The sequence below is a fragment of the Leifsonia sp. GW821-FHT13C05 genome, assembly GCF_058806515.1.
In genome coordinates this window covers 177,691-201,900 of the sequence record NZ_JBXAPT010000002.1, presented here as the reverse complement: position 1 = coordinate 201,900, position 24,210 = coordinate 177,691, and the positions used below count along the sequence as shown (strand labels likewise).

The 24,210-nt window shown below is 68.6% G+C and carries 20 protein-coding genes; 14 read left to right on the top strand and 6 right to left on the bottom strand.

Going from position 1 to position 24,210, the window contains the following annotated elements:
* Positions 1-23 precede the first annotated feature (23 nt).
* Entirely contained in the window at positions 24-965 is a 942-nt protein-coding gene (gene murQ, locus AC1ROC_RS07535; protein WP_492999198.1) for an N-acetylmuramic acid 6-phosphate etherase, read from the bottom strand.
* Positions 958-1,878 (bottom strand): N-acetylglucosamine kinase, encoded by a 921-nt coding sequence (locus tag AC1ROC_RS07530; protein WP_179150761.1) that lies wholly within the window; start codon positions 1,876-1,878, stop codon positions 958-960. The genes murQ and AC1ROC_RS07530 overlap by 8 nt, the downstream gene beginning before the upstream one ends.
* 158 nt (positions 1,879-2,036) lie before the next feature.
* Here AC1ROC_RS07530 and AC1ROC_RS07525 point away from each other — a divergent pair, with 158 nt between their 5' ends.
* From AC1ROC_RS07525 to AC1ROC_RS07485, 9 genes are all read left to right on the top strand, one after another.
* Positions 2,037-2,906 carry a MurR/RpiR family transcriptional regulator gene (locus tag AC1ROC_RS07525; RefSeq protein ID WP_085369109.1) on the top strand — a complete coding sequence of 290 codons (870 nt, stop codon included), beginning with the start codon at positions 2,037-2,039 and terminating at the stop codon, positions 2,904-2,906.
* A 65-nt stretch (positions 2,907-2,971) separates the two neighbouring features.
* A complete protein-coding gene (locus AC1ROC_RS07520; RefSeq protein WP_492999195.1) occupies positions 2,972-4,174 on the top strand; it encodes an exo-beta-N-acetylmuramidase NamZ family protein in 1,203 nt (400 codons plus the stop codon).
* A gap of 132 nt (positions 4,175-4,306) precedes the next feature.
* The gene (locus tag AC1ROC_RS07515; protein ID WP_492999193.1) at positions 4,307-5,281 is read left to right on the top strand and encodes a GNAT family N-acetyltransferase; all 975 of its coding nucleotides are present in this window, start codon (positions 4,307-4,309) and stop codon (positions 5,279-5,281) included.
* A 32-nt stretch (positions 5,282-5,313) separates the two neighbouring features.
* Positions 5,314-6,615, top strand: a complete 1,302-nt coding sequence (locus tag AC1ROC_RS07510; protein ID WP_492999191.1) for an extracellular solute-binding protein — start codon at positions 5,314-5,316, stop codon at positions 6,613-6,615.
* A gap of 74 nt (positions 6,616-6,689) precedes the next feature.
* Positions 6,690-7,658: a carbohydrate ABC transporter permease gene (locus AC1ROC_RS07505; protein WP_492999189.1), complete on the top strand. Its 969-nt coding sequence runs from the start codon at positions 6,690-6,692 to the stop codon at positions 7,656-7,658.
* Complete coding sequence (locus AC1ROC_RS07500; RefSeq protein WP_168690294.1) at positions 7,658-8,542, top strand: carbohydrate ABC transporter permease; 885 nt, start codon at positions 7,658-7,660, stop codon at positions 8,540-8,542. The genes AC1ROC_RS07505 and AC1ROC_RS07500 overlap by 1 nt, the downstream gene beginning before the upstream one ends.
* A 47-nt stretch (positions 8,543-8,589) precedes the next feature.
* Complete coding sequence (locus AC1ROC_RS07495) at positions 8,590-9,279, top strand: PIG-L deacetylase family protein (RefSeq protein ID WP_085369061.1); 690 nt, start codon at positions 8,590-8,592, stop codon at positions 9,277-9,279.
* Positions 9,276-12,032, top strand: coding sequence for an FAD-binding and (Fe-S)-binding domain-containing protein (locus AC1ROC_RS07490; protein ID WP_492999186.1), 2,757 nt, complete (start codon positions 9,276-9,278; stop codon positions 12,030-12,032). Before AC1ROC_RS07495 ends, AC1ROC_RS07490 begins: the two co-directional genes overlap by 4 nt.
* Before the next feature lie 81 nt (positions 12,033-12,113).
* Positions 12,114-13,622, top strand: coding sequence for a glycoside hydrolase family 3 protein (locus AC1ROC_RS07485; RefSeq protein WP_492999184.1), 1,509 nt, complete (start codon positions 12,114-12,116; stop codon positions 13,620-13,622).
* Between the two features lie 28 nt (positions 13,623-13,650).
* Here AC1ROC_RS07485 and AC1ROC_RS07480 read toward each other — a convergent pair whose 3' ends face one another.
* The 4 genes from AC1ROC_RS07480 to AC1ROC_RS07465 form a co-directional block, all read right to left on the bottom strand.
* Entirely contained in the window at positions 13,651-14,742 is a 1,092-nt protein-coding gene (locus tag AC1ROC_RS07480) for a DUF5937 family protein (RefSeq protein ID WP_492999182.1), read from the bottom strand.
* Positions 14,743-14,940: 198 nt separating this feature from the next.
* Positions 14,941-15,585, bottom strand: a complete 645-nt coding sequence (locus AC1ROC_RS07475) for an arsenate reductase/protein-tyrosine-phosphatase family protein (protein ID WP_492999180.1) — start codon at positions 15,583-15,585, stop codon at positions 14,941-14,943.
* Entirely contained in the window at positions 15,582-17,042 is a 1,461-nt protein-coding gene (locus AC1ROC_RS07470) for a tyrosine-protein kinase domain-containing protein (protein WP_492999178.1), read from the bottom strand. The genes AC1ROC_RS07475 and AC1ROC_RS07470 overlap by 4 nt, the downstream gene beginning before the upstream one ends.
* An 8-nt stretch (positions 17,043-17,050) precedes the next feature.
* Positions 17,051-18,376 carry a hypothetical protein gene (locus tag AC1ROC_RS07465; RefSeq protein ID WP_492999176.1) on the bottom strand — a complete coding sequence of 442 codons (1,326 nt, stop codon included), beginning with the start codon at positions 18,374-18,376 and terminating at the stop codon, positions 17,051-17,053.
* Positions 18,377-18,505: 129 nt separating this feature from the next.
* Between AC1ROC_RS07465 and AC1ROC_RS07460 the strand changes: the two genes are divergently transcribed.
* The 5 genes from AC1ROC_RS07460 to AC1ROC_RS07440 all read left to right on the top strand — a co-directional run bounded on the left by AC1ROC_RS07460 (position 18,506) and on the right by AC1ROC_RS07440 (position 24,181).
* A complete protein-coding gene (locus AC1ROC_RS07460; protein ID WP_492999174.1) occupies positions 18,506-19,924 on the top strand; it encodes an oligosaccharide flippase family protein in 1,419 nt (472 codons plus the stop codon).
* Positions 19,921-21,030 carry a polysaccharide pyruvyl transferase family protein gene (locus AC1ROC_RS07455; protein ID WP_492999172.1) on the top strand — a complete coding sequence of 370 codons (1,110 nt, stop codon included), beginning with the start codon at positions 19,921-19,923 and terminating at the stop codon, positions 21,028-21,030. The genes AC1ROC_RS07460 and AC1ROC_RS07455 overlap by 4 nt, the downstream gene beginning before the upstream one ends.
* Before the next feature lie 180 nt (positions 21,031-21,210).
* Positions 21,211-22,326, top strand: a complete 1,116-nt coding sequence (locus AC1ROC_RS07450; protein WP_492999170.1) for a glycosyltransferase — start codon at positions 21,211-21,213, stop codon at positions 22,324-22,326.
* The gene (locus tag AC1ROC_RS07445; protein WP_492999168.1) at positions 22,302-23,174 is read left to right on the top strand and encodes a glycosyltransferase family 2 protein; all 873 of its coding nucleotides are present in this window, start codon (positions 22,302-22,304) and stop codon (positions 23,172-23,174) included. The genes AC1ROC_RS07450 and AC1ROC_RS07445 overlap by 25 nt, the downstream gene beginning before the upstream one ends.
* Positions 23,171-24,181: a glycosyltransferase family 4 protein gene (locus tag AC1ROC_RS07440; protein WP_492999166.1), complete on the top strand. Its 1,011-nt coding sequence runs from the start codon at positions 23,171-23,173 to the stop codon at positions 24,179-24,181. Before AC1ROC_RS07445 ends, AC1ROC_RS07440 begins: the two co-directional genes overlap by 4 nt.
* Positions 24,182-24,210 lie beyond the last annotated feature (29 nt).

Below are 24,210 nucleotides of genomic sequence, written 5' to 3'. Positions count from 1 at the left end.
CGTCCGAAGGAGGATGGCCATGGTCAGGCGGCGCCGAGGGCGGCCCTGAGACTCGGCGCTGTCGCCATCGACGCGCGCGCGGCGTCAGCACTGAGGCCGCGCAGCAGCATGAGAATGGCGATCTTCACCGAGCCGTCGCTCTGGGCCAGCGTCTCCGCCGCCTCCGCCGGGCTGCAATCGGTGACGAGCATGACAGTGCGCTCGGCGCGTGCACGCAGCTTCTCGTTGGTGGCACGGAGGTCGACCATGATGTTGCCGTACGTCTTGCCGAGCCTGATCATCGCGATGGTGGAGATCATGTTGAGCACGAGCTTCTGCGCCGTGCCCGCCTTGAGCCTCGTGGAGCCCGCGATCAGCTCGGGGCCGACGACGACCTCGATGGCGTGGTCGGCGACGCGTCCGATGGTGGAGTTGCTGTTGCAGGCGATCGCGACGGTGAGCGCGCCGATCTCCGCCGCGTACTCCAGGGCGCCGACCACATACGGGGTGCGACCGGATGCGGAGATCCCGACCACGACATCCATCGCCGTGAGTGCGATGCCGCTGAGAGCGTCCGCCCCGCCCTGCGGGTCGTCCTCGGCGTTCTCCACCGCGGTCCGGATCGCGCCGTCCCCTCCCGCAATGATCCCGACCACCAGGGAGGGGTCGACGTTGAACGTCGGAGGGCACTCGCTGGCGTCCACGATGCCGAGCCGTCCCGGGGTGCCGGCTCCGATGTAGATGAGGCGACCGCCGTCGCGCATCCGGGCGGCGATGTCGTCGATGGCCGCTGCGATGGTCGGCAGCACCACGGCGACCGCGGGAGGGACGCTCTCGTCGTGCTCGTTCATCAGCTCGACCAGCCCCGCTGTGCTGAGCATGTCGAGGTCGCGTCCGTCTTCCACGATCGCTTCTGTCGTGAGCGTGGAGAGCTCGGCGAGGAGGAGGTCGTGGGGACCTCGCGCTCTGTTGAGGATGTCAGACACGGATGGCATACCTTTCGTGGGGAAGGTCACGGCGGGCGGCGAGGATCGCCGCTCCGTCCAGCGACGATCCGGAGGGGCGGCGCGGGGACAGGTGGCGGCGGCCCAGCTCGTCGAGCAGCCTCCGCAGGAACTCGGGGTCGTCGGTGAGCCCGCCGATCACGGAGACAGGAGAGCCGGGGGTGGCGACGGAGGCCGCCGCTGCGGCGAGGTGGTCGATGGCGGCATCGACGATGCCCTGCGCCACCTGGTCGCCACCTCGCGCGTTCGCAAGGACGACGGGGGCGAAGGAGGCGAGCGCGCGTGCGACATCGCCGCCGCCCATGATCGCGCGCGGAAGGCCGACGAGGTCCCCGGCGATGGAGGCTGCGTCCTCTTCGAGCGCCGTGCGCGGCCCGCGGCCGTCCGCCGCCCTGAGTGCCGCGACGAGGCCGGCCTGGCCGATCCAGCGACCGCTGCCCTCGTCGCCGAGCCACGGGCCCCAGCCGTCCGAGCGCCGCGCACTGCCGTCGTCTCCGACCTCGAAGGCCACCGCGCCCGTCCCGGCGATGAGGACCGTCCCCGCTGCTCCGTCGAACGCGCCGATGTGCGCGGTGAGCACGTCGGAGGCGATGGCGACGCCGAAGCCCCAGAGTTCGCGAGCGCGCTCGGCGGCCCGGCGAGCGGCATCCCTGTCGGAGTCGGCGCCCGCTGCACCGATGGCGAGTTCGGTGACGCGAGCCAGCTGCTCCGCGCCCAGCGACGCGACGAGGGGGGCGATGGCCGCGATGGCCAGCTCGGCGCCCCCTTCGGCAGCGAGTCCGGGGAACCCGTGGCCGCGGACCTCGGTGGATGCGCGCCCGGCGTCGAGCCGCACCCGGCAGTTGGTCTTGCCGAGGTCGACCGCAATGTGGCTGCGTACGGCTTCTGTGCTCACGTCGTCCTTATCCATCGGTGATAGAGACAATTTACATGGATCAGCGATCCAAAGTAAATGATTGACAAACGGCCCGGCGCGTCGATAGCGTGACTCGCCAAGCGTGAAAACGAGCGGAGGGAGCCGACATGGCGAACGGTGTCATTAGTGTCGTCCCTGTGAGCATCCAGACCAACATCCAGGCGCACGTCGAATCGTTCCCGCCCACCATGCGCCGCGTCGCCGACGCGATCCTCGAGCGGCCGCAGATCGTCGTGGAGAACACGATCACCGAACTCGCCAGGGCGTGCAACACGTCCGAGGCGTCGATCGTGCGCTTCTGCCAGTCGCTCGGCCTCACCGGCTACCCGCAGCTCAAACTGCAGCTCGCGGCGGAACTGGGCAAGGAGTCCGCGGAGTTCGGCAGCACAGGCTCCGGCACATACGGCGCGGACATCAGCCCGTCCGACACGCTCGCCGAGATGGTGTCGAAGATCGCCAGCAGCGAGATCCTCGGCATCAGGGAGACGGCGGACAGCATCGACATCGCGGTGCTCGAGCGAGTGGTCCGCAAGGTCGAGCGCGCCAAGCGCGTGGTCGTCTTCGGTGTCGGGGCGAGCAACGCGGGCGCACAGGACCTCGCGCAGAAACTGCTGCGCATCGGGCACATCGCGCTCGCTTTCACCGACGCGCACGACGCACTCGTGTCCGCCGCGCTGATCGGAGCGGGGGATGTGGCGATCGGCTTCTCGCACAACGGCAAGACCAAGGAGACCAACGCCTTCCTGCGTGGCGCCCACAACGGTGGGGCGTACACCGTCGCCATCACCAACGTCCCCGATTCGCCGCTCTCCGAGCACGCGGACGACGTGCTGCGCACCGCGGTGCGCGAGACGACGTTCCGCTCCGGCGCGATGGCGAGCAGGATCGCGCAGCTCACGCTCGTCGACTACATCTTCGTCGGCGTCGCCCGCGGCCGGTACGACCGCACCGTGCAGGCGCTGAAGAGCACATACGAAATCGTCAGAGAACTCCGAGAAGAAAACTGAGCGCTGCCTCCATCCGGCGTCCCCCGTGCGTCGGTGCGATGCCGCGCGCCCACGGAAGGATAACCATGACAACCCAGCGCGCCCGCACCGGCGTCGAGATCGCCGCGGAGGATCCCGGACTGCTCGGCGGCAGGCGGATCGGCCTGCTCACCAACTTCACCGGCACGACACCCGACCTCGGCCGCACGGTCGACGCCCTGGTGGAGGCCGGTGCTCCGGTCACGGCGCTGTTCGGGCCGGAACACGGGCTCAACGGTTCTGTGCAGGCCGGCGAGACCGAGACGAGCACACACGACGCCCGCACCGACCTGCCGATCATCGAGACGTATCTGAAGTCGGGCGACGAACTCGATCGCCTGATCGAGGACTCCGGTGTCGACACCGTCGTGTTCGACATGCAGGACCTCGGAGTGCGCTACTACACGTACATCTGGTCGCTCTACGACTGCCTGCGGAGTGCAGCGCGCACCGGCGTGCGGTTCGTGGTCCTCGACCGCCCGAACCCGCTCGGTGGAGGCGTGCTCTCCGGACCGGGGATCGACGTCGCCGGGTTCGGCAGTTTCGTCGGGCGAAGCGACGTGCACCAGCGCCACGGGCTCACCGCCGGCGAGCTGGCGCGGCTGTTCAACACCAGGGATCTGCCCGCCGACGGTCTCTCCGCCGACCTCGACGTCATCCGGATGGAGGGCTGGGACGCATCGGCGGACTTCGACGCCACGGGGCTGCCCTGGGTGCCGCCATCTCCGAACATGCCGACGCTGGATACCGCGTACGCCTTCACGGGGACCGGCATCTTCGAGGGGACGAACGTCAGCGAGGGCAGGGGCACGACGCGGCCCTTCGAAATGCTCGGGGCGCCGTACATCGATGGCCGGTTCGCCGCGCGGTTGCGGGATGCTCGCATCCCGGGAGTGCTGTTCCGCGAGCTCTGGTATTCGCCGACGTTCCACAAGTATGCGGGGGAGACCGTGCGGGGGGTTCAGCTGCACATCGTCGATCGCAGCGCCTTCGATCCGGTGTCGACCGGCCTCGCGATCCTGGACGCCGTTGCGGAGCTCTACCCGGACGATTTCCGGTTCCTGGAGCCCGGCCAGCGGGTGGAGTCCGGCGAGCACGGGTACGCGATCGACCGTCTCTGGGGCTCCTCCGCGCTGCGCGATGCCGTCCACGCCGGTGAGCCGGCGGCAGTCCTGAATCCGGGCGTCGTGCCCGTCCAGGACGTCTACGGCGACGATGTTCTGCTCTATTCGCGCGTTTCGTCCGTGTAACGAGCGCGTAAATGATTACCGCATCTATGGCGGTGGTTGAAAATACTTGACATGGTTCCATCAATGAAGGTAATTTCGGTCCAAGGCCAGGATGCGCCGGCACACCGAAGTGAAAAGGCACGAGGAGATTCGATGCAGCAGTCCACGTCCACCGCGACGATCCGACCCTTCCAGAGCGGCGACGGCCCCCAGATCGCCCAGGCCTGGACGGCCGCTGCGTCGGCCGACGGAATCACATACGACCGGTTCCGCGACATGTTCCTGCTCGACCGCAACTTCGACGCATCCGGCCTCCTGGTGGCCGAGGCGGACGGCGAGATCGTCGGAGCCGCATACGGGGTGCACCGCCGGATCGCCGCCGACGGAGCCGACCTCGAGCCGGACTCCGGCTGGGTGCCGTTCTTCTTCGTCACCCCGGGCCACCGCAACCAGGGACTCGGAGCCGCACTGGTCGGCGGCGTCATGGAGTGGCTGGCGAACAAGGGCGCGAAGACCGCGTACTTCTCCTCGTACACGCCGAACTACTTCCTCCCCGGCCTCGACGCCGCCCGCTATCCGGACGCCGCCAGGCTGCTCGCCAAGCTCGGCTTCACCACCCAGTACGAGTCCGTCGCAATGGACAGGACGCTCAACGACTACGAACTCCCGGAGCGCATCCGGGAGAAGGTCGCGTCCCTCAGGGCGGACGGCTGGACGTTCGGCTCGCCGACCGGGGACGACCTCGTCGACCTGATCGACATCGCCGGCTCCCGGTTCAACCCCGACTGGTCGCGCGGCATCCGGGAGGGCGTGCTCGGCGGCCAGCCGCTCGAACGCATCATCTCCGTGCGCAACCCGGAGGGCGTGATGCTCGGCTGGGCGATGCACGGCACGTACGAGAACGTGCTCGAACGCTTCGGGCCGTTCGGCGTGCTGCCGGAGAGCCGCGGGACGGGCCTCGGCGAGATCCTCCTGCACCTGACCCTCGAGCGGATGCGCGCACTCGGCGCCCACAGCGCCTGGTTCCTCTGGACAGAGGAGACCTCGGCGGCAGGGTACCTGTACGCCAAGACCGGTTTCACCGTAACTCGCACCTTCGCGATCCTGCACGCGCCGCTCGCTGCCTGAACAGCAGCGTCCACCCCACCGAGAGGAAAACCATGAGAACAGCACTGTTCGGCCGCAGAGGCCGAATCGCCCAGGCGGCACTCGTCGTCGGGGCGGCAGCGCTCGCGCTGTCCGCCTGCAGCGGTACCGGTTCGTCGGGAAGCGACGACGGCAAAGTCACGCTCACCTTCCTGAGCCACTACGGTCAGGACCCCATGAAGAGCGGCATGACCAAGATGATCGACGAGTGGAACTCGTCCCACCCGGACATCCAGGTCAAGCAGCAGACGGTCAACTTCGACGACCTCCTCACCACGCTCAACGTGCGTCAGACCGGCGGCAAGGGTGCCGACATCATGAGCTCGTACTCCCTCTGGGGTGGCCAGCTCGCCGCGAACGGTGTGCTCGACAAGCCGTCCGCCGAGGTCGCGAAGGACATCAAGGACAACTACAGCGAGGCCGCGGCGGCATCCGTCACCGGTGCGAACCAGGTGTTCGGATATCCGACGGAGTTCAACACGTACGTCCTGTATTACAACAAGAAGATCCTCGCCGACGCCGGGTACGACAAGCCGCCTGCCACCTGGGATGAGCTCAAGGAGATCGCGAACAAGACCACCAAGAAGGACGGCTCCGGCAACTATCAGGTGGTCGGGCTCTCCCTCATCCAGGACGGCGACAACCAGACCGCCCACCCGTTCCTTTCGTTGCTCGATTCGGCGGGCGGCAAATTCCTCGAGCCGAACGGCGACTCGGCACTGAACGGCAAGGCCAAGGAGACGATGCAGCTCGAGGCCGACCTGGCCAAGTCCGGGGCGACGACCACGTCGATCATGCCGACGAAGACCTTCCCGACCAACGGCGTCGCCATGGCGATCCAGGCCGGCTGGTGGATCGGCAGCCTGAAGACGCAGATGAAGGACGAGTACTCCAACGTCGGCACCGCTCCCGTTCCCGGCCCGGAAGCAGGGGACAAGGGCTCGCTCGCGTACTCCTTCTTCACCGGGGTGAACTCGGGCAGCAAGCACAAGAAGGAGGCCTGGGAGTTCCTCACCTGGCTGAACTCCAACAAGAACAAGGAGGGCGTCACCGAGATGGGTGACTTCCTGGCGACGAACGGCCTCATCCCGCCGCGCAAGGCCGACGCCGACATCCTCGGCCCGAAGCTGCAGGCAGAGGATGCGAACCTCACGCCGATCTACGACGCGGCGAGCTACGCGATGGCCGAGTCCAACGCCGCCAACGCGTACAAGGCGAAGACCTCGCTGCACAACGCACTCAACGAGATTCTTGTGAATCACGCTCCCGTCGATCAGACCTTCAAGAACCTGACCGCCGAGATCGACCGCAAGTAGCAATCCGGTGGGCAGGGCCGCCCCCGCGGCCCTGCCCACCCCCTCAGAAGCAGCCACACAGGCGGAGACGACATATGACTGGAATGTACGCGAGCGCGACGCGCGAAGCGGCGAGCCAACTGGGCGACGCGGAGCTCTCTGCGCCGTCCAGGGTGAAATCCCGGAGGTTCAGGAGGGAGGGCAGGGCCGGCTACCTGTTCCTGGCGCCGTCGCTGCTGTTCTTCCTCGTCTTCCTGATCCTGCCGTCGTTCTTCGCGATCTTCCTCTCCCTCTCGCAGTGGGGAGGGTACGACCTCACCCAGATCAAATTCATCGGGGTGGAGAACTACTCCGACATCCTCAACTTCAACAGCACGTTCCTGTCTCCGATCCTGGTCAACACGTTCGTCTTCGCCGCGCTGTCCGTGATCCTCGCCGTCGCCGGTTCGCTCCTCGTCGCCCAGTGCATCGAGCGCCTCCGCTTCCAGGGTTTCTGGCGGTTCCTCTACTTCCTCCCCGTGGTCGCCACCGTGGTCGCGATCGGCAACGTGTGGAAGATGATGTACCAGCCCTCCGGCCTCATCAACGGCCTGCTGAACGCGCTGCACATCAACTCGATCGGCTTCCTCTCCGACCCGAAGATCGCACTGCCCTCCGTCGCCGTCGTGCAGGCGTGGGCGTCCATCGGCGCCGCGGTGCTCATCCTGACCGCTGGAATCAAGTCGATCGACCGCACGGTGTACGAGGCTGCCGAGATCGACGGCGCCAACAGCTGGCAGACGTTCTGGGGGATCACGCTCCCGCTGCTGCGGCCGTCGCTGGTGTTCGTCTTCATCACCCAGGCGATCGCCGGACTGCAGTCGTTCGCGCTCATCATCGTGATGACGAAGGACGGCGGGCCGGTCAACTCCACGAACGTCGCGGCGTTCGAGATGTACCAGCAGGCCTTCAAGTTCGGTGCGTGGGGCACAGCGAGCGCGATGGCGATGGTGCTGTTCGTGATCATCTTCATCATCACCCTGATCCAGCTCTGGGTCAGCCGACGTTCAGGAGACGACGACTGATGGCTCTGCGCAACAAGCGGGTACGCACGCCCTGGCTCTCATACACCCTGGTCGCCATCGGCGGTGTGCTGATGGCGATGCCCTTCCTCGACATGCTCTTCAGCTCGTTCAAGGGCCCGGGCGAGTACGGCGTGCTGCCCTACCACTTCCTGCCGCAGGACTTCACCTGGAGCAACTACAGCGCCGCCTTCGACCAGCTGCAGCTCGGGCGCCTGTTCATGAACAGTGTGATCGTGACCCTGGTGGTCACGGCGTCCGTGCTCATCACGTCCGCGATGGCGGGCTATGCGCTCGCCAAGCTGCGCTTCCGCGGGAGGGATGTGATCTTCCGCTTCATCCTGGCGACGATGATGCTCCCGCCGTTCCTGCTGCTGATCCCCGACTTCCTCATCATGGTGAACTGGCCGCTGGTCGGCGGGAACAACATCCTGGGTCAGGGGGGAGACGGCGGTATGACGACCAACATCGTCTCGCTGATGCTCCCGTTCCTGGTGAGCGGCTTCGGCATATTCCTGATGCGGCAGTTCATGGTCGGCGTGCCGAACGAGATGCTCGAGGCCGCGCGCATCGACGGCGCGGGCGAGTGGAGGCTGTTCTACAACATCGTGCTTCCGCAGGCCAAGCCGGTGGCGATCACGCTCGGCCTCATCACCTTCGTGGGCCAATGGAACGACTACATCTGGACGTCGCTGATCGCGTCGACCAACTCCGATCTGATGACGCTCCCTGTCGGCATCCAGCTGCTGCAGAGCTTCATCGACCCCAACCGCACGATGCCGATCGTCATGGCCGGAATCGTCATCAGCACCATCCCGGTGCTGATCATCTTCCTCTTCTTCCAGAAGTACTACGTCCGCGGCGTCATGCTCAGCGGCATGAAGTGACGCCGGCACGACGTGACCAGCGCGAACAACGAGAAACGGAGCGAAACGTGAGCAGGACAGTCCTCGCCATCGGCGGGCACATCGGAGACATGGACCTCACGGCGGGGCCGACCCTCGCCAAGATGGTGCTCGACGGAGACCGGGCGATCATCGTCGCGTGCACGTACGGAGAGCGCGGCCATCCGGCGCTGAGCCCGGACGAGTACCGCGTGCAGAAGGTGCGGGAAGGCGAACAGTTCGCCGCGGACATCGGCGCCGAGTTCCGGGTGCTCGACTACTCCGACGGCTTCCTGCCCGACGACGACGAGGCGGCCGGCCAGCTGGCCGACATCATCCGGGCCGAGAAACCGGACATCATCATCACGCACTGGACGAAGAGCATCCACCGGGATCACGAGCGTGCGGCGATCATCGCCGAGCGCGCCAGGTTCCTCGCCTCTCTTCCTCTCGACAGCCCGCTCGGGCGGCATGGCGTGAAGCAGTTCCTGCACGCGGACAACTGGGAGGACGCGGAGGGCTTCCAGCCCGACCTGTACGTGCCCATCCCGCAGGAGGCCTTCGACATCTGGCGCGCTGCCATCCAGAACCAGGCGTTCGCGCGCGGAGAGACGTACGGCTTCCGCTACATCGACTACTACACGGCGATGATGTCGGCGAAGGGCTGCCTCGTCGGCACGGAACGAGCGTGCGGGTTCACCGTCGGCGGCAGTTCGAAGTTCGAGCTCGCCGGACCGTGAGCACTGCCGCGCCTGCCGAGAGCGTGACCAGGAGGCACGCGATCGCACACGACGCGTCGCACTACCTCCTGGTCCCGTCGGCAGTGGAGACGCCCGGCACGGTGGCCGAGGTGGTCGAGCTGATGCGCCGAGTACGCGAATCCGGCGCATCCCTCACCTTCCGTTCCGGCGGCACCAGCCTCAGCGGGCAGGGGTCGACCGCGGGCGTGCTGGCCGACACCCGGCGGCACTTCCGCGTCATCCGGGTGCTCGACGACGGGATGCGCGTCAGCGTCGGCCCCGGAGCGACCGTCAGACAGGTCAATGCCGTCCTCGCCCGCCACGGACGCAAACTCGGGCCGGACCCGGCGAGCGAGGTGGCCTGCACCATCGGAGGCGTGCTCGCCAACAATTCGAGCGGGATGGTCTGCGGCATCACGCAGAACTCGTACCGCACGGTGGAGTCGATGGTCGTCGTTCTGGCGAGCGGCACCGTGATCGACACGGCAGCGCGGGACGCCGACGCCGAGTTGGCCCGCGCGGAACCCGATGTGCATGCCGGGCTCTCCGCGCTGCGCGAGCGGGTGCTCGCAGACCCGGCGTCCGTCGCGACGATCGAGCGGCTGTTCAGCCGCAAGAACACGATGGGCTACGGCGTGAACGCGCTGCTCGACTTCGAGCGGCCTGTCGACATCCTGGCCCATCTGATGATCGGCAGCGAGGGCACCCTCGGCTTCATCTCCTCCGCGACCTTCCGCACGGTGCCGGTGCTGACGTCGGTGGCGACCGGCCTCGCCGTGTTCCGCACGCTCACGGAGGCGGCGGCAGCGACGAGCCTGCTCGCCGACGCCGGCTTCGCCACCGTGGAGCTGATGGATGCCACCTCGTTGCGCGTCGCGCAGCAGCTCCCCGACTGCCCGACCGACATCGCCGCGCTCCCCGTCGACCAGCACGCCGCACTCCTCATCGAGTTGCAGACGGAAGACGACGCGGCGCTCGCGGCCGAGCTTCGCCGCACCGAGGCCACCGTGGATGCTCTGCCGGTGGTGCATCCGGTCCTCCTGTCTCAGGAGCCCGCGCGACGCGCCTCCCTCTGGCACCTGCGCAAAGGGCTGTACACCGCGGTCGCCGGAGCGCGCCCGTCGGGAACGACGGCGCTGCTGGAGGATGTGGTGGTGCCCGTCGAACACCTGGGCGCGTTCTGCGACGGCCTCATCGAGCTGTTCGACAGGTTCGGCTACGAGGACTCCGTGATCTTCGGTCACGCCAAGGACGGAAACGTCCACTTCATGCTGACCGAGCGGTTCGACCGTGCGGAGTCGCTCGACCGTTACCGCGCCTTCACGGAGGCGATGGTGGATCTGGTTCTCCTCTTCGGCGGCTCCCTCAAAGCCGAACACGGCACGGGCAGGGTGATGGCACCGTTCGTCTCGCGGCAGTACGGCGACGAGCTCTACGCCGTGATGTGGCAGATCAAGCGACTGCTCGACCCGACAGGGATGCTGAACCCCGGCGTCCTGCTGTCGGACGATCCAGGCTCCTACCTCCGCGACCTCAAGATCACGCCCGCTGTCGAGGCCGAAGTGGACCGCTGCGTCGAGTGCGGATACTGCGAACCGGCCTGCCCGTCGCGTGACCTCACCCTCACCCCGCGCCAGCGCATCGTCCTGCGGCGCGAGATGGCCGACGCGGAGCGGGCCGGCGACACGGCTCTGCTCGAACGACTGCGCGACGACTACGAGTATCAGGGTGTCGAGACCTGCGCCGTCGACGGGATGTGCCAGTCTGCCTGCCCGGTCGGCATCAACACCGGCGACCTGGTGCGGCGGCTCCGCGCTGAGACGGCGGCGCGGCCGGCGGCGGCCGTCTGGGGCGCCGCATCCCGTCAGTGGGGTGCCGTGACCGTCGGCGCAGCAGCCGCCCTCACGGTCGCCAAGGCGCTGCCACCCTCCGTGGTGAAAGCCGCGACCGTGCTCGGGCGCAGCATGCTCGGCGACGAACAGGTGCCGCTCTACTCGGCCGAACTGCCCGCCGGAGGCGCGGCACGCAGGCCGCTGGCCGCCGCCGATCCTGTCGCCGTCTTCTTCCCCGCCTGTGTCGGCACCATGTTCGGCGCGCCGCGTGGTGCGCTGTCCGCCTCCGAGGCGTTCCTCGCACTGTGCGAGCGGGCGGGAGTGTCAGTGACTGTCCCGGACGGAATCGGATCGCTCTGCTGCGGGACCCCGTGGAAGTCCAAGGGCTACACGGCGGGGTACGACCGGATGTCCGACAGCGTGCGGTCTGTGCTGCTGGAGGCGACGGACGGGGGCCGCCTGCCCGTGGTCTGCGACGCGAGCAGCTGTACGGAAGGGCTGGCGCTGATGGCGGCGACGGCGGGGTTCACCGTCGTCGACAGCATCGCGTTCGCCGCCGAACGCCTCCTGCCCGCGTTGTCGGTCACGGAGCCGATCGGTTCGATGGTCGTGCATCCAACGTGCTCGTCCGCCCAGCTCGGCATCGACCAGGAGCTGGCGGCGATCGCATCCATCATCGCCGCCGAGGTCGTCACGCCGGTCAGCTGGAGCTGCTGCGGGTTCGCGGGCGACAGGGGGCTGCTGCATCCTGAGCTGACCGCCAGCGCGACAGCGGCGGAGGCCGCCGAGGTGACATCCCGAGATCACGACGCGTACGCCTCCACCAACCGCACCTGCGAGCTCGGGATGACCAGGGCCGTCGGAGCGGACTACGAACACATCCTCGTCCACCTGGAACGAGCGACCAGGCCACCCGCCTGACCGGCTTCCGCCCCGTGCGTATGGCGCGATCGCACGGGGCGGAACATTCTTCTGCCCGCTTGTCGCGCGAATGGAGTCTCCATGCAGAACCCGGACATCGGCGACGACGAGGCGCTTCTGCGCCTGGTCAACAGTGTGATCTGGCCCGGCTTCCGCGGGCGCACCCTCCCAGGATGGGCGGAGGACGCCCTGCGCGCCGGGCTCGCCGGGCTGGTCTACTTCGAGCAGAACATCGGAGGGCCGGAGGAGGTCCGTGCACTCTCTGCGCGCATCCACCAGCTGAACCCGGCCGCGGTGATCGGAGTGGATGAGGAAGGCGGCATCGTCACGAGGCTCGAGGCCCGCGACGGTTCATCGACGCCCGGCAATGCGGTGCTCGGCAGGGCGGACGACGTGGCCACGACCGAGGCCGTCTCGGCCTGGACGGGCGCCATCGTGGCGGCGGCGGGCATCGACATCGACCTCGCCCCGACCGTCGACGTCAACGTGGACCCGCGCAACCCGGTCATCGGCGTCCGCTCGTTCGGCGCAGATCCGGAGCTCGTCGCCCGGCACACCGCCGCGGCCGTCCGGGGCCTGCAGTCGGCCGGTGTCGCCGCGTGCGCCAAGCACTATCCCGGCCACGGAGACACCTCCACCGATTCGCACCTGGCGCTCGCCGTGAGCAATGCCACCGACCAGCAGTTCCACGAGGCGCACCTGCGCCCGTTCGCCGAGGCCGTGTCCGCGGGAGTGAAGGCCGTGATGACCGCGCACCTCCGGGTGCCACAGCTCGGCGACGAGCCCGCCACCCTCAACCCCCGCGCGCTGGGCCTTCTCCGCTCGCTCGGCTTCGACGGCGTCATCGTCTCCGACGCCCTCGACATGGCTGCCATCCGCCACACCGTCGGGATGGGACGGGGAGCGGTGCTCGCGCTCCTGGCCGGGGTCGACCTGCTCTGCATCGGCAACCCCGTTCAGAACCCGCAGCACCCGGACGGCCCCACCGACGAGATGGAGTATCTCGACGTGCGGGATGCGCTGGTGGGCGCAGTGCGTTCCGGCGAGCTCCCCGCCTCCCGCGTCGCAGAGGCGGCTGAGCGCGTCGCCGCGCTGTCAGTCTGGGTGCGTTCCCAGCCGCGCGCGGCAGCAGCACCCCCGGCACCCGACCTCGACGCGATCGTCACCGCCTCCATCCGGATCGTGGGGGCCGCGCGTCTCGCCCCCGGCCCGCTGACCGTCGTGGACGCGCGAACCAAGCGCAACATCGCCGTCGGCGCCCAGGCCGACCATTTCACCCGCGCCCTCAGCAGCTACCGCGAGGTCGAGCGCGTCTGGCTCACCGATGCCGGGACGGCGGAGGACGCCGCCCGTCGCGCCGCCGACGTCCTCGCCTCCGCGGCCGCACCCGTCCTGATCGTCAACCAGGTGCAGAGCAACGCGCTGGAAGCCGGGGTCGTGGATGCGGTGCTCGCCCGCCGCCCGGAGACGGTGGTGATCGTGGCAGGCTGGCCGGGGCCCGGTGAGCCCGGCGCGGCGGCGAACGCCGTGTACGCGTACGGCTCGGCGCGCGTGAACGCCGCCGCGGTGGCGAGGGTGCTGTGCGGCTGAGTGCGGCGGCGCGCCCCTCGCACGCCGCTCACCGCAGCAGCGCCTCGATCATGTCCTGCCCCAGCCGGGCGGCGACGATCGCGTCGAACGTGTACACCACGTAGCGGCCGCGTCTGCTCGACGTGATGAACCCGGCCTCCCTCAGGATGGCCAGGTGCCTGGACACCTCCGGTGCGCTCAGGTGCCACGCCTCTGCGAGGTCCGCCGTGGTGTGCGGGCCGCGGATGAGGCTTCTGGCGAGCCGGAGCCTGATCGGGTTGTCGAGGGCGTGCAGGCGTTGCTCGATCACGTCGATGGCGGTGGTAGACGCGGACGTATCGCCCGCGGTCACCGGATATTGGATGACGGGCGACCACTTCGGGGCGTGCACCACGAGCAGATGAGGGTGGCCGAGCACGCTCGGAAGGAAGGTGATCCCAGCCTCGCCCGCCGTGGTGGAGGCATCCTGCAGCTTGTCGACCACGATGCGCGTCGCCGCTTTGTCGGTGGTCACCGCGGGAGAGAGCACCTCCAGCATGCGCGGCAGGCCCGCGGTCGCCAGCAGGTCGTGCTTGACCCGCGCATCGGCGGCCAGCGCCGGCCGGAGGCGCCGCCACAGCTCGCCGAAGAACGCCGAGTCGCAGTCTTCGAGCAGCTGCCGCATCATCGCCCTGGCGCGCGGAGGGTCGGACAGCACGAAGTCGACGAACGCCAGCTGGCGCGGCCCTCTGGCGAGCGCTCGTTCGCGTGCCACCTCGCGCGCTCGCGCATCCACGAGCGGCGAGCCGAGCTCACGGTGGAGCGGGAGGGTTCCGCAACTGCTGGTCAGCAGGGCTGCGGACACCCAGAGTTCGTCGTCCAGCGCGTCGACCGCATCCAGTTCGTCGCCGAGCTCGGTGCCGGGGTGAGCGGGGAGGAACATGTCGGCGCGGGAGGTGCGCCAGAGGAAGTCGGCGTCGATCAGCCGTTCGAGGAGGTGCGGTTCCGTGGATGCGGCCACCGCAGCGACCCACCCCTGCTGGGCCGGATGGTGGGCTGGCTCGACGAGGAGGTGGATCGCCGACGCCAGCTCGGCGAGCGGGGACGGGGAGAACCGGTAGTCCTCCGTGCCGATCCTGCTGACGTCGATCGAAACGCTCATGCCGAGATTGTCCCAAGAACCACGCGCGATCCTGCGACCGATTGACGATAACGGTCAATCCAAGCGCGCTCAGGGTAGGAAACGTCGATCGTGTGAGTCATGACTACGGCACCTCTCCGACTCTCCCATCGCCTCAGCGCCCGCCTGGCCGCCCTGCTGCTGACGCTCTCACGGCTCTCCGCCGGACGGCGGACGCGGTCACTGGAGAGTGCCCGGCTCCTGGCAGAACGGCTGGACAGCGCCGACGCGCTGCGCAGCAGCGCCGAGCGCAGACGGCTGTGGCTCTGACAGCAGCGAGAGCGCGTGCGTGATCGTGCGGGCGTCCCGTTCGATCGCGCCCGCCATCGCTGCGAAGGCTTCGCGCGTCCCGCCGTACGGGTCGGCGATATCGGCCTCCTCGCCGTTGACCGCGCCAGGGCGGGACGATCGAGCGAGATAGGCGGCCCGCACCAGGCCGGCGAACGAGTCGGCCTGGGCGGCAGACGGATGCCCGACCAGCGTTGCGAACTCCCGGAAAGTGAACGTCCTGCGAAGAGCGCTCGGCTCGCGGTCGAGCAATTCGCCGCGGTGCGCTCTGGTCATCGTCAGAACGAGGTCGCTCTCCGACAGGATTCGCCGATCCACCTGCCGGGGAGCGAACGATGCAGAGTCGATGCCGCGCAGGGTCAGCTCGGCGGCGGAGAGCGGATGGATCTGCGCGGCCACGAGAGCCGCCGTCCCTGCACTGACGACCTCGATGGACGTGACGTGCGCCGTGTGCAGGCATCGCCGCAGGACCAGCTCTGCGAACGGTGAGCGACAGATGTTCGCTGTGCACACGACGACGACGCGCGCAGCCGTCATGAGCGCCTCCGCTTGGGGTCGAGGGCGGTCGGCTCCGGCCGGGGGGTGTCCTGCCCGCTTCCGAGCCTGCCCGCCCTCCGGCTTTTGCGCGAACGGTCACGCCCCGCGGGGACGGAGCTCGACTGGTACCCGTAGTAGCCCGCCTTGCTTCGCGATGCGTCGAGCCGGTTGAGGACGAGCCCGAAGAGCTTGGCGTTGACGAAGCGCAGATTCTCCAGTGACTGGGCCAGCTGATCCTTGTGGAGCCGCCCATCGGCGCTGGCCACGAGCAGGACGCCGCTGACGAGCGTCGCGAGAGCACCCGCATCCGACACATCGATGAGCGGCGGGCTGTCGACCACGATGACTTCGAAGTGCTCGCGCATCTGTCCCAGCGCGCGCTCCATCGCCGCAGACGACAGCATCTCGCTCGGGTTCGGGGGCAGGATGCCCGCCGTCAGCACGGAGAGCCCCGTGAAACCGGCGACAGGCTGGACGGCGTCTGCGAGGGGGATGCGTCCGGTCAAGACGGTGGTCAGGCCGACCGAGCCTTCGAGGCCGAACGCCTTCGCGATGACCGGGCGACGGAGATCGGCGTCGACGAGCAGCACCCGCACGCCGGACTCGCCGAGCACGATCGCCAGGTTGGCTGCCGTCGTGCTCTTTCCCTCGCCGGGAATCGACGAGGTGACGAGCACGGAGCGCACGCCGCCGTCGACGTTCGCGAACTGGAGGTGCGTCCGCAACTGGCGGAACGCTTCGTGGCGCGCCGAGTAGTTCTGACTCGGCCGGAGCAGCAGGTCCTGCTGGCCGGACTCCGTCGTGATAGCTCCCAGGACGTTGGCGACCGCTGCCTGTTCCACGGCTTGCCGACCGCGCAGCCGGGTGTCGAGACGATCGACGACCAGCGCCGCCCCGATTCCGCCTGCCGCCCCGAGGAGCAGGCCGGCCGCGAGGTTGCGCAAGGTGCTCGGCTCGAAGGGCGAGCGCGGAACGTCCGCATCGTGAACCTTCCGCAGACTGACCGGCTGTTGCGTGTGATCGTTCGTCGCCTCCAGTTCGCCGACGAGTTTCACGAGCTGGTCGGCCGTGACGTTCGCGATTCGTGCCGCGCGGCGCGCGTTGTAGCTCTCTGCGCGGATCTCGATCAGGACGGTCTTCGGGGGCGACGTGGCGCTGATCGAGGTGGCCAGGTCGTCCGCGGGCAGCCCGGTCTCCGCTGCGACGGCATCCAGGATCGTGGGGCTCGTGGCCAGGGCGACATAGGAGGCGACGCGGCTCTGCGCGAACGCGTTGCCCTGGTTCAGGTCGCCCACCGACTCGTTGCCGTGGACGGCGACGAAGAGCTGGGACGTCGCGGCGTACCGGGGCGTGGTCAGCATCGTGACCGATTGAGCGGCACCGGCCGCCGCGAGCACGACGAGCAGGATGAGGAGCCAGCGCCGACGGAGAATTCGGAAATACTCTTTGAGATCCATCGCGTCCTTCAGTGGTTCAGTGGTTTCAGTTGGCCACGCTCGAAAGCGTCGACCGGGCGAACGGGCTGGGTCGTCCAAGACGCGCTCGCGCACACGCCGAGCAGCAGCCACAGGAGCGGGGTCGAGAGGTCGGGGAGGCTGACGGACTTCGCGATCAGCAAGGCCACCAGCGACCAGAACGCCGGCTGAGCGGCCGGCGTCCCGAGAGCCCCGCGAGCCACGGAGAACGCGAAAGCCGCGAATGCCACCACGCCGATGACTCCCACGCTCGAGATGAGCATCGTCAGCAAGGACGACGGGCGGTTGACACCGAGTCCCACTCCGATGCCCCCGGTCTCGGCTGCCAGGCGGAGGGAGAAGAGGTCGGATGCGGTGCGCGTCAGATAGGAATCGCTTCCGACCTTGCCGTTGACGATCTGGTCGATCCAGCCGATGGTCTGCGCCCCGAATGCGACAGCGGCGGCAGCACCGACGATCACCGCGAAGAGCACGTACGGCACGCTCCTGCCGTTGCTTCTGATCAGGTGCACGAAGATGGCCACGGCGGCGAAGGCCGCGAACACCACGACCCCGACAGCGGCCGTCCCCGAGGACGACAAGCCGAGATTGACGACGGCCAGGGCACCGAACCCGGCGTACAGCACCCGGCCCCAGCCGCGGGATCGGGCGGCCGCGACCGCGAAGAAGGCCGCGGCCCCGAGCGAGAAACCGGCGAGTTCGGACGGCTCGTTGAAGATGCCGCGCAGGCGCGAACTCCCGCCGTCGGAGGTGTCGGAGTACAGGACGTTGGGGTTCGTGTCGAAGAACTCGCGCGGCCAGGCGATTCCGGCCATCGAGAATACGGCACTCAGGGCGGAGAGGCCGGTGCCGATCGCCAGCGGCACGGCAGCCACCGTGGATCTCGCGCCCGACCTGGCCAGGAAGAGCACCACCAGCGCGCCGACCAGCACGTAGACCGCCTGCGCGAGCGAGGAGACGCTGAAGGCCAGGCGTGCCGGCGCCACGACGGCGTTGTCGATGCCGTCGCGCGGTGACAGGACGGCCATTCCGGCGAAGAGCTTCGGCCCGACGATGGTGACGACCAGCGACCAGAGCACGAACACCAGGAGCATCGACCGTCCGCGGCCTGCGCGTATCCGGCGACGATCGAAGAGAAGCGTCACGGCGGCCAGCAGGCCGAGAAGGGCGAACGGTGTCAACGCGTTGCCGGCGACCACGACGGCGGCCGATGCAGGGAAGGCGGCGGATGCCGCCAGGACGTAGACGAGGAACGACGGCCGGCAGAGGAAAGCCACGACAGCGGCCAGCACGAACAGGGCACCGAGCAGCGTCACGCCGACCTCCTCTCTTCGCGCACAGGCTAAACTATGACATATTGAGTGGGTGATGACTTCGACTGGGGTGTGCAATCCATGACCCCAGATGGGCAGACTCCATTGCGCAGCACGACCGCCAGGGGCGGGATGGTCACTGCTCTGGCGAGTTGGGGACGTTTCCTGCTGCAGTTCGTGACGGTCATCGTCGTCGCGAGAGCGCTGGGCCCGGCCGCGTACGGATTCGCCGCTATCGTTCTCGTGTTCACGACACTCGCCGAGGTGATTCGGACCTCTGGACTCGCGAATGTCGTCATTCAGCGCGGAGGCTTCGACAACGCGGTCACCAGTGCGCTGCATATCGTCGCGATCGCCGTCGGGATGGTGGGCGGCTCCGTCACCTCCCTCGTGCTGTGGTGGGCGACCGGAGCTCCCGGACTGTCACTGGTGCTCCTCGGTTCTGTGCCCGTGCTGGCCGGCGTCGCGACGATTCCGGCCGCTGTGCTCGGCCGTCGGCACGCGTTCCGGCGCCTTGCGCTGGCTGACGTGCTCGCCGCGGTGGTCGGTTGTGCGACGGCGATCGTGGCGGCGGCGGGCGGCGCGGCCGAGAACGCCCTCGTTCTCCAGGCGATCGTCACCGCCGGTGTCCTGGCGGCAACCCTCGCGATCATGGGTCGCTGGCAACCAGGACGCCCGGCGACGTTGTCGCAGCTGCGCGCGGACCTCGTGTTCGCCGGACACTCCGGGGTCACGCAGCTGCTCCGATTCGTCGCTCAGAACGCCGACCGCGTGACCGTCTCGGTTGTTGCTGGGCCGGCGGCCACCGGGCTGTATGCGCAGGCGACCCAGCTCGTCGCTCTTCCCGTGTCCCAGATCGCCGCACCACTCCAGCGGGTCGCGCTGCCCGCGCTGAGCCGGTTGCGGTCGAATCCTGAGCGATTCCGGCGGGCTCTCCGCTCGATGGCATCGCTCGTCGGGCTGAGCGTCCTCCCTGCCCTCGTGGGGTTGGCCGCCGTGGCCGACCGGGTCATCCTGCTGCTCTTCGGTCCGGCCTGGGCCGGTTCCTCCGTGTATTTCCGCATCCTGGCGATAGCGGGCGCGGCGAACGTGGTGATCTTCCTCTCATCGTGGGTGCTCGTCTCCTGCGGGCTCGTGCGCCTGCAGTCCCGCGTCACCCTCGGCACGGCGGCGGGGACGATCGCACTGATCGCCGTGGGCGCGCCATTCGGAACGGTCGGGATCGCGATCGGCGTCGTGGCCTCCGCCTTCCTCACCGCGGCAGCCGTGGTGGTCGCCTGCCATCGAAGTGGGTGCGCCAGAGCGGGCGACCTCCTCGTCCCCTTTCTTCCCGGCGTGATCGCCAGTATCACTGTGGGAGCTGCGGCGCTCGCCGCGGACAGCGCCGTGCCAGGCACCGGGATACTCGCCCTCCTCGGCACGGTGTCGGCGGGGCTGGTCGCCTGGGCGCTGACCGTCGCGTCACTCCGCCCTGCCCGGCGGTCCGTCGCCGGGCTCTTCACCGCGCTGCGCACGCACGACGAAACCACCACACCGGAGGATGCACGATGAGCAACGGCCGACGATCCCTGATCTACCTGGGCTGGCAAGGGAACGACAACTTCGGAGACGAGCTCCTCTATGACTCGTGGCGTGCAGCTCTCCACGATCGCCTGGAGGTCACGGCGCCGCTCACCCTCGGCCGGTACCTCGTGAAAGAAGCGGGGAAGTACGCTCGAGCGCGCACGCGACTTGCCGGGCGTGAGCGACTCGTGCTGCTCGGCGGCGGCACGACCATCGGCTTTCGCACGTGGGCGGAGCATACGCGGCTGGCTCGCCGGATGTTCGGTGCGTCGGGAACGCTCGTGCCCGGTGCGGGAGCCGCCGAGCGCGGGGATCGCTTCCTGCTGAGTCGGCAGCCGCACGATTGGGCGGCCTGGAAGCGCGAACCCGACGTGGCTCTCTTCGGCGTGCGTGGCCCGCTGACCGCCCTCGAGTGCTCTGACCAGTGGGAGCCCACCGCAGTCCTGGGTGACCCGGCTCTGCTCTATCCTCGGCACGTCGACGTCACGTCCAGCCCGCTGAACACGGTGGGCCTCTGCCTGGGCTCGGAGGGCACGAGCCGCTTCGACGTGGCGGAGGTCGCGCGAACTGTCCGCGGTGTCGCCACCGAGCTCGGCGCGACCGTCACCGTCTTCGAGGTGACGTCGGCCGACAGGCCGGTGACGGACGCACTTCGAGACCTTCTCGGCGCCGACACCCGAGTCGTCGGCTTCGACGGCGATGTTCGAGCCATGATGACGGAGATCGCACGCTGTCGATTGATGGTGTCCGAGCGGTTGCACGGCGTCGTGGCGGCAGTTGCCGCCGGAGTCCCCGCCGTGCCGTTGGCGTACGCGAGCAAGTGTGACGATTTCTGGTTGAGCGTGGCCGGCGTGCGTGCGGCGATCAAGCCCGGCGTGTCCGGGGACCGGCTGGCCGCCGAGCTTCGGCAGAGCCTGGATTCGGAGCGGTCGGCACGGATCGGTGCCAGCGTCCAGCGCCTCGGAGACGCGCTCGACCGGTCCGCTGACGCCATCAGGCTGTGGATGGCCGGCTGCCTTCCAACCAAGGAGTTGCTGCGGATGCGCGCGGCAGATTTCGGTGCAGTGAGTGCTGCCGAACTGACCTCTGACTAACGTTTCAGAATACTAAAACGATACATAATCAAAGCGTTGAAAGCGTAAAGTCTGATCACTAACGTAGTGATGTCTTACACATTTGCCCACCCGTCGGGCAAGCATCACGAAGGCTTTCATGTACGCCACTACCGGCACTCTCTTCACGCTGTCTGGCGACCCTCTCCGCCGGCGGGACGCATGACAGGCCTCATCGCGCACGAGTGGATCGAGCGCGTCGGAGGTGCCGAGCGGGTACTCGACTCGTTCGCCGACATGTATCCATCGGCAGACCTGTTCTGCCTCTGGAACGATGCGCCAGAGCGGTTCCCCGGTCGCCGGGTCGCCGAGAGCGCGCTGTCGCGAACGCCGTTGCGCCGCAACAAGGCCCTGGCGATGCCGGCGATGCCCTTCGTCTGGCGCAGGATGCGCGGGAGGGTCGAGTACGACTGGGCGCTCGTCAGCTCCCACCTGTTCGCCCACCACGCCAAGATCTCCACCGTTCCGGCCGAACGGAAGTTCGTCTACGTGCACACCCCGGCACGCTATATCTGGTCGCCCGACCTCGATCAGCGCGGGCGCAGCCCCCTGGTGCGGGCCACTGCTCCGCTCTTCAAGCCCCTGGACGTCCGGCGTGCACGGGCGAACGTCAACATCGCGGCGAACAGCAACTTCGTTCGCACGCGCATCCAGGACAGCTGGGGCACGGATGCGACCGTCACCCACCCTCCCGTCGACGTCGCGCGACTGCAGGCGACCACCGATTGGCGTTCGAGGCTGAACGGGTCGGAGCAGCGCATTCTCGACGCGCTGCCCGCCGAATACGTGCTCGGCGCCTCGCGATTCGTGAGCTACAAGCGCCTCGATCTCGTGATCGAGGCAGGTCGGGCCTCGAATACTCCGGTGGTGATCGCCGGCTCCGGGCCGGAGGAGCACCGCCTGCGCGCCCGCGCCCAGCAGTCGGGAGTCCCGACCCAGTTCGTTCGCGCCCCCTCCGATGCCCTGCTCGCGGCGCTCATGCAGCGGGCCTCCGTCTACGTCTTCCCCGCCATCGAAGACTTCGGGATCATGCCGGTGGAGGCGATGGCTCTCGGAACCCCGGTGGTGATCAACGCGATCGGGGGCACCTCCGAGTCGGTCGTCGACGGGGTCACCGGGGTGGCCGTGCGCGATTTCGACGACAGGAGCCTGCTCAGGCAGGCCGTGGCGGAGGCCGCCGGTCTGAACTCGGACGCTGCCCGCGCTCACGCCAGGACGTTCGACACCGCTCGCTTCGAGGAGGCGATCCGCGCGTGGATGAGCCCGACGTCCGCATGATGACGCGTCGCACGATCAGTGTCGTAGTGCCGGTGGGGCCGAACATCGAGCACCTGCCGGCGCAACTGGATGCCCTCAGCGCGCAAGCCGGACAGCACAGGTTCGAGCTCGTCCTCAGCTGCAATGCCGGCCCGGTTCCCGGGCTGAGCGACCTCCGGCTGCCGCGCGGGGTCGAGCTTCGCGTGATCGACTCGTCGGCCGTCGCGGGGCCGAGCCATGCCAGAAACGCCGGGTGGCGCGCAGCGTCCGGTGAGCTGATCCTGTTCTGCGACGCCGACGACGTGGCGAGCCCCGGATGGGTCACCGCGATGGTCGACGGGCTCGGAGACGCGGACATCGTGGGCGGAATGCTGGAGTTCGATCGACTGAACCCGCCTCGGCTGGGCAGCTGGGGGCGCATCGCTGTCACCGGGCTACCGTCGAAGTTCTCGCATCTCTCCTTCGTCCCGAGCGGAAACCTCGGCGTGACACGGGAGGCGCTCGACGAGCTCGGCGGCTTCGACGAGGCGTTGCCTCGGAGTGAGGACGTCGACTTCTCCTGGCGCGCCATCGCGGCTGGTCGCCGACTCGGCTTCGCGCCGGATGCGATCATCCACTGTCGTCGTCGCGAGACGTTCGCCGCTCTCTTCCTGCAGGGGCGCGCCGATGCCGCAAGCGACCCGGAACTCTTGAAGCGTCACGCGAACGCCGGCGCCCGGTGGACCGTCCGGGACCTCGTGCGGGAGGCCGGCGGTGTCGCAGCGGCGGTCGTCCAACTCCCGTTCGGTTCAGCGCTGAAGCTGGCGACGCGGCTCGGCCGGTTCACCGGCCATCTCCAGCGCCCCACGATGCTCGCGATTCGAGGGTGACCGTGTCGGTCATCGTCAACGGCGCTTTCCGCGGGCAGGTCGTCACCGGTCAGCAGCGGTACGCGTCCGAACTCGCTGCTCGACTTCCGTGGAGGGAGCTCGCCCCCTCCTCCCGTGCCCAGCGGCATCCCGTCTCCGCGTGGCTCTGGTCGCAGAGCGTCTCGGCGAGGCTTCGGCGCGACGACCTCCTGGTCACCCTGACCAGCAGGGGACCGATCTGGTCGTCACGACAGATCCTCGTGGTGCACGACCTGTTCGTCCTGGATCACCCGGAGTGGTACAGCAGGAAATACGGCTGGACGCACGCTCCGATCCTCCGCGCGCAGCTGCGATCCGCTCGCGGGATCGTGGCGGTGTCCGAGCCGACAGCCGAGAGAGTGCGCGAGCTCGTCGGTCCTGGCACGCCCATCCGGATCGTTCCGAACGCTGCGGCCGACGTTTTCCGTTCCGTCCCCGATGGTGCGCCCGGCGCGGTCTCCGAGCGCTTCGGTCTGGTGCCGGGAACCTTCCTCCTCGCGGTGGCGAGCACCGACCCGCGGAAGAACCTTCGGACGATCATCCAGGCGTACCGCTCCCTGCCGGAGGAGTGGCGCCTCGGACATCCGCTCGTGCTCGTCGGTGGACAGGCCGCGCACGTCTTCGCCGGAACCGACCCGGTGCGCGAGGCACCGGACATCCGGCAGTTGGGCTACGTCGACGATGTGACCCTGGCTGCCCTGTACGCGGCCGCCGGCCGGGTGCTGCTGCTCAGTCTCGATGAAGGGTTCGGGCTCCCGGCGGTGGAGGCGCTCGCGGCGGGCGGGCGCCTCCTGGCCTCGGACATCCCTGCTCTGCGGTGGGCGTGCGGCGGCGACGCGCTCTACGCACCGCCGCGCGACGCTGCCGCGATGGCGCGGGCGATGCACGACCTGGATGCGGAGCCGATCTCCGACCTGTCCAGCCGGCGCTTCAGCTGGGAGGCCAGCGCGGAGGCGCTCCACGAGTTCGCTACGAATCTCTGCGGCTGACCGCGCGCACGACGAAGGAGGGGCAGGCA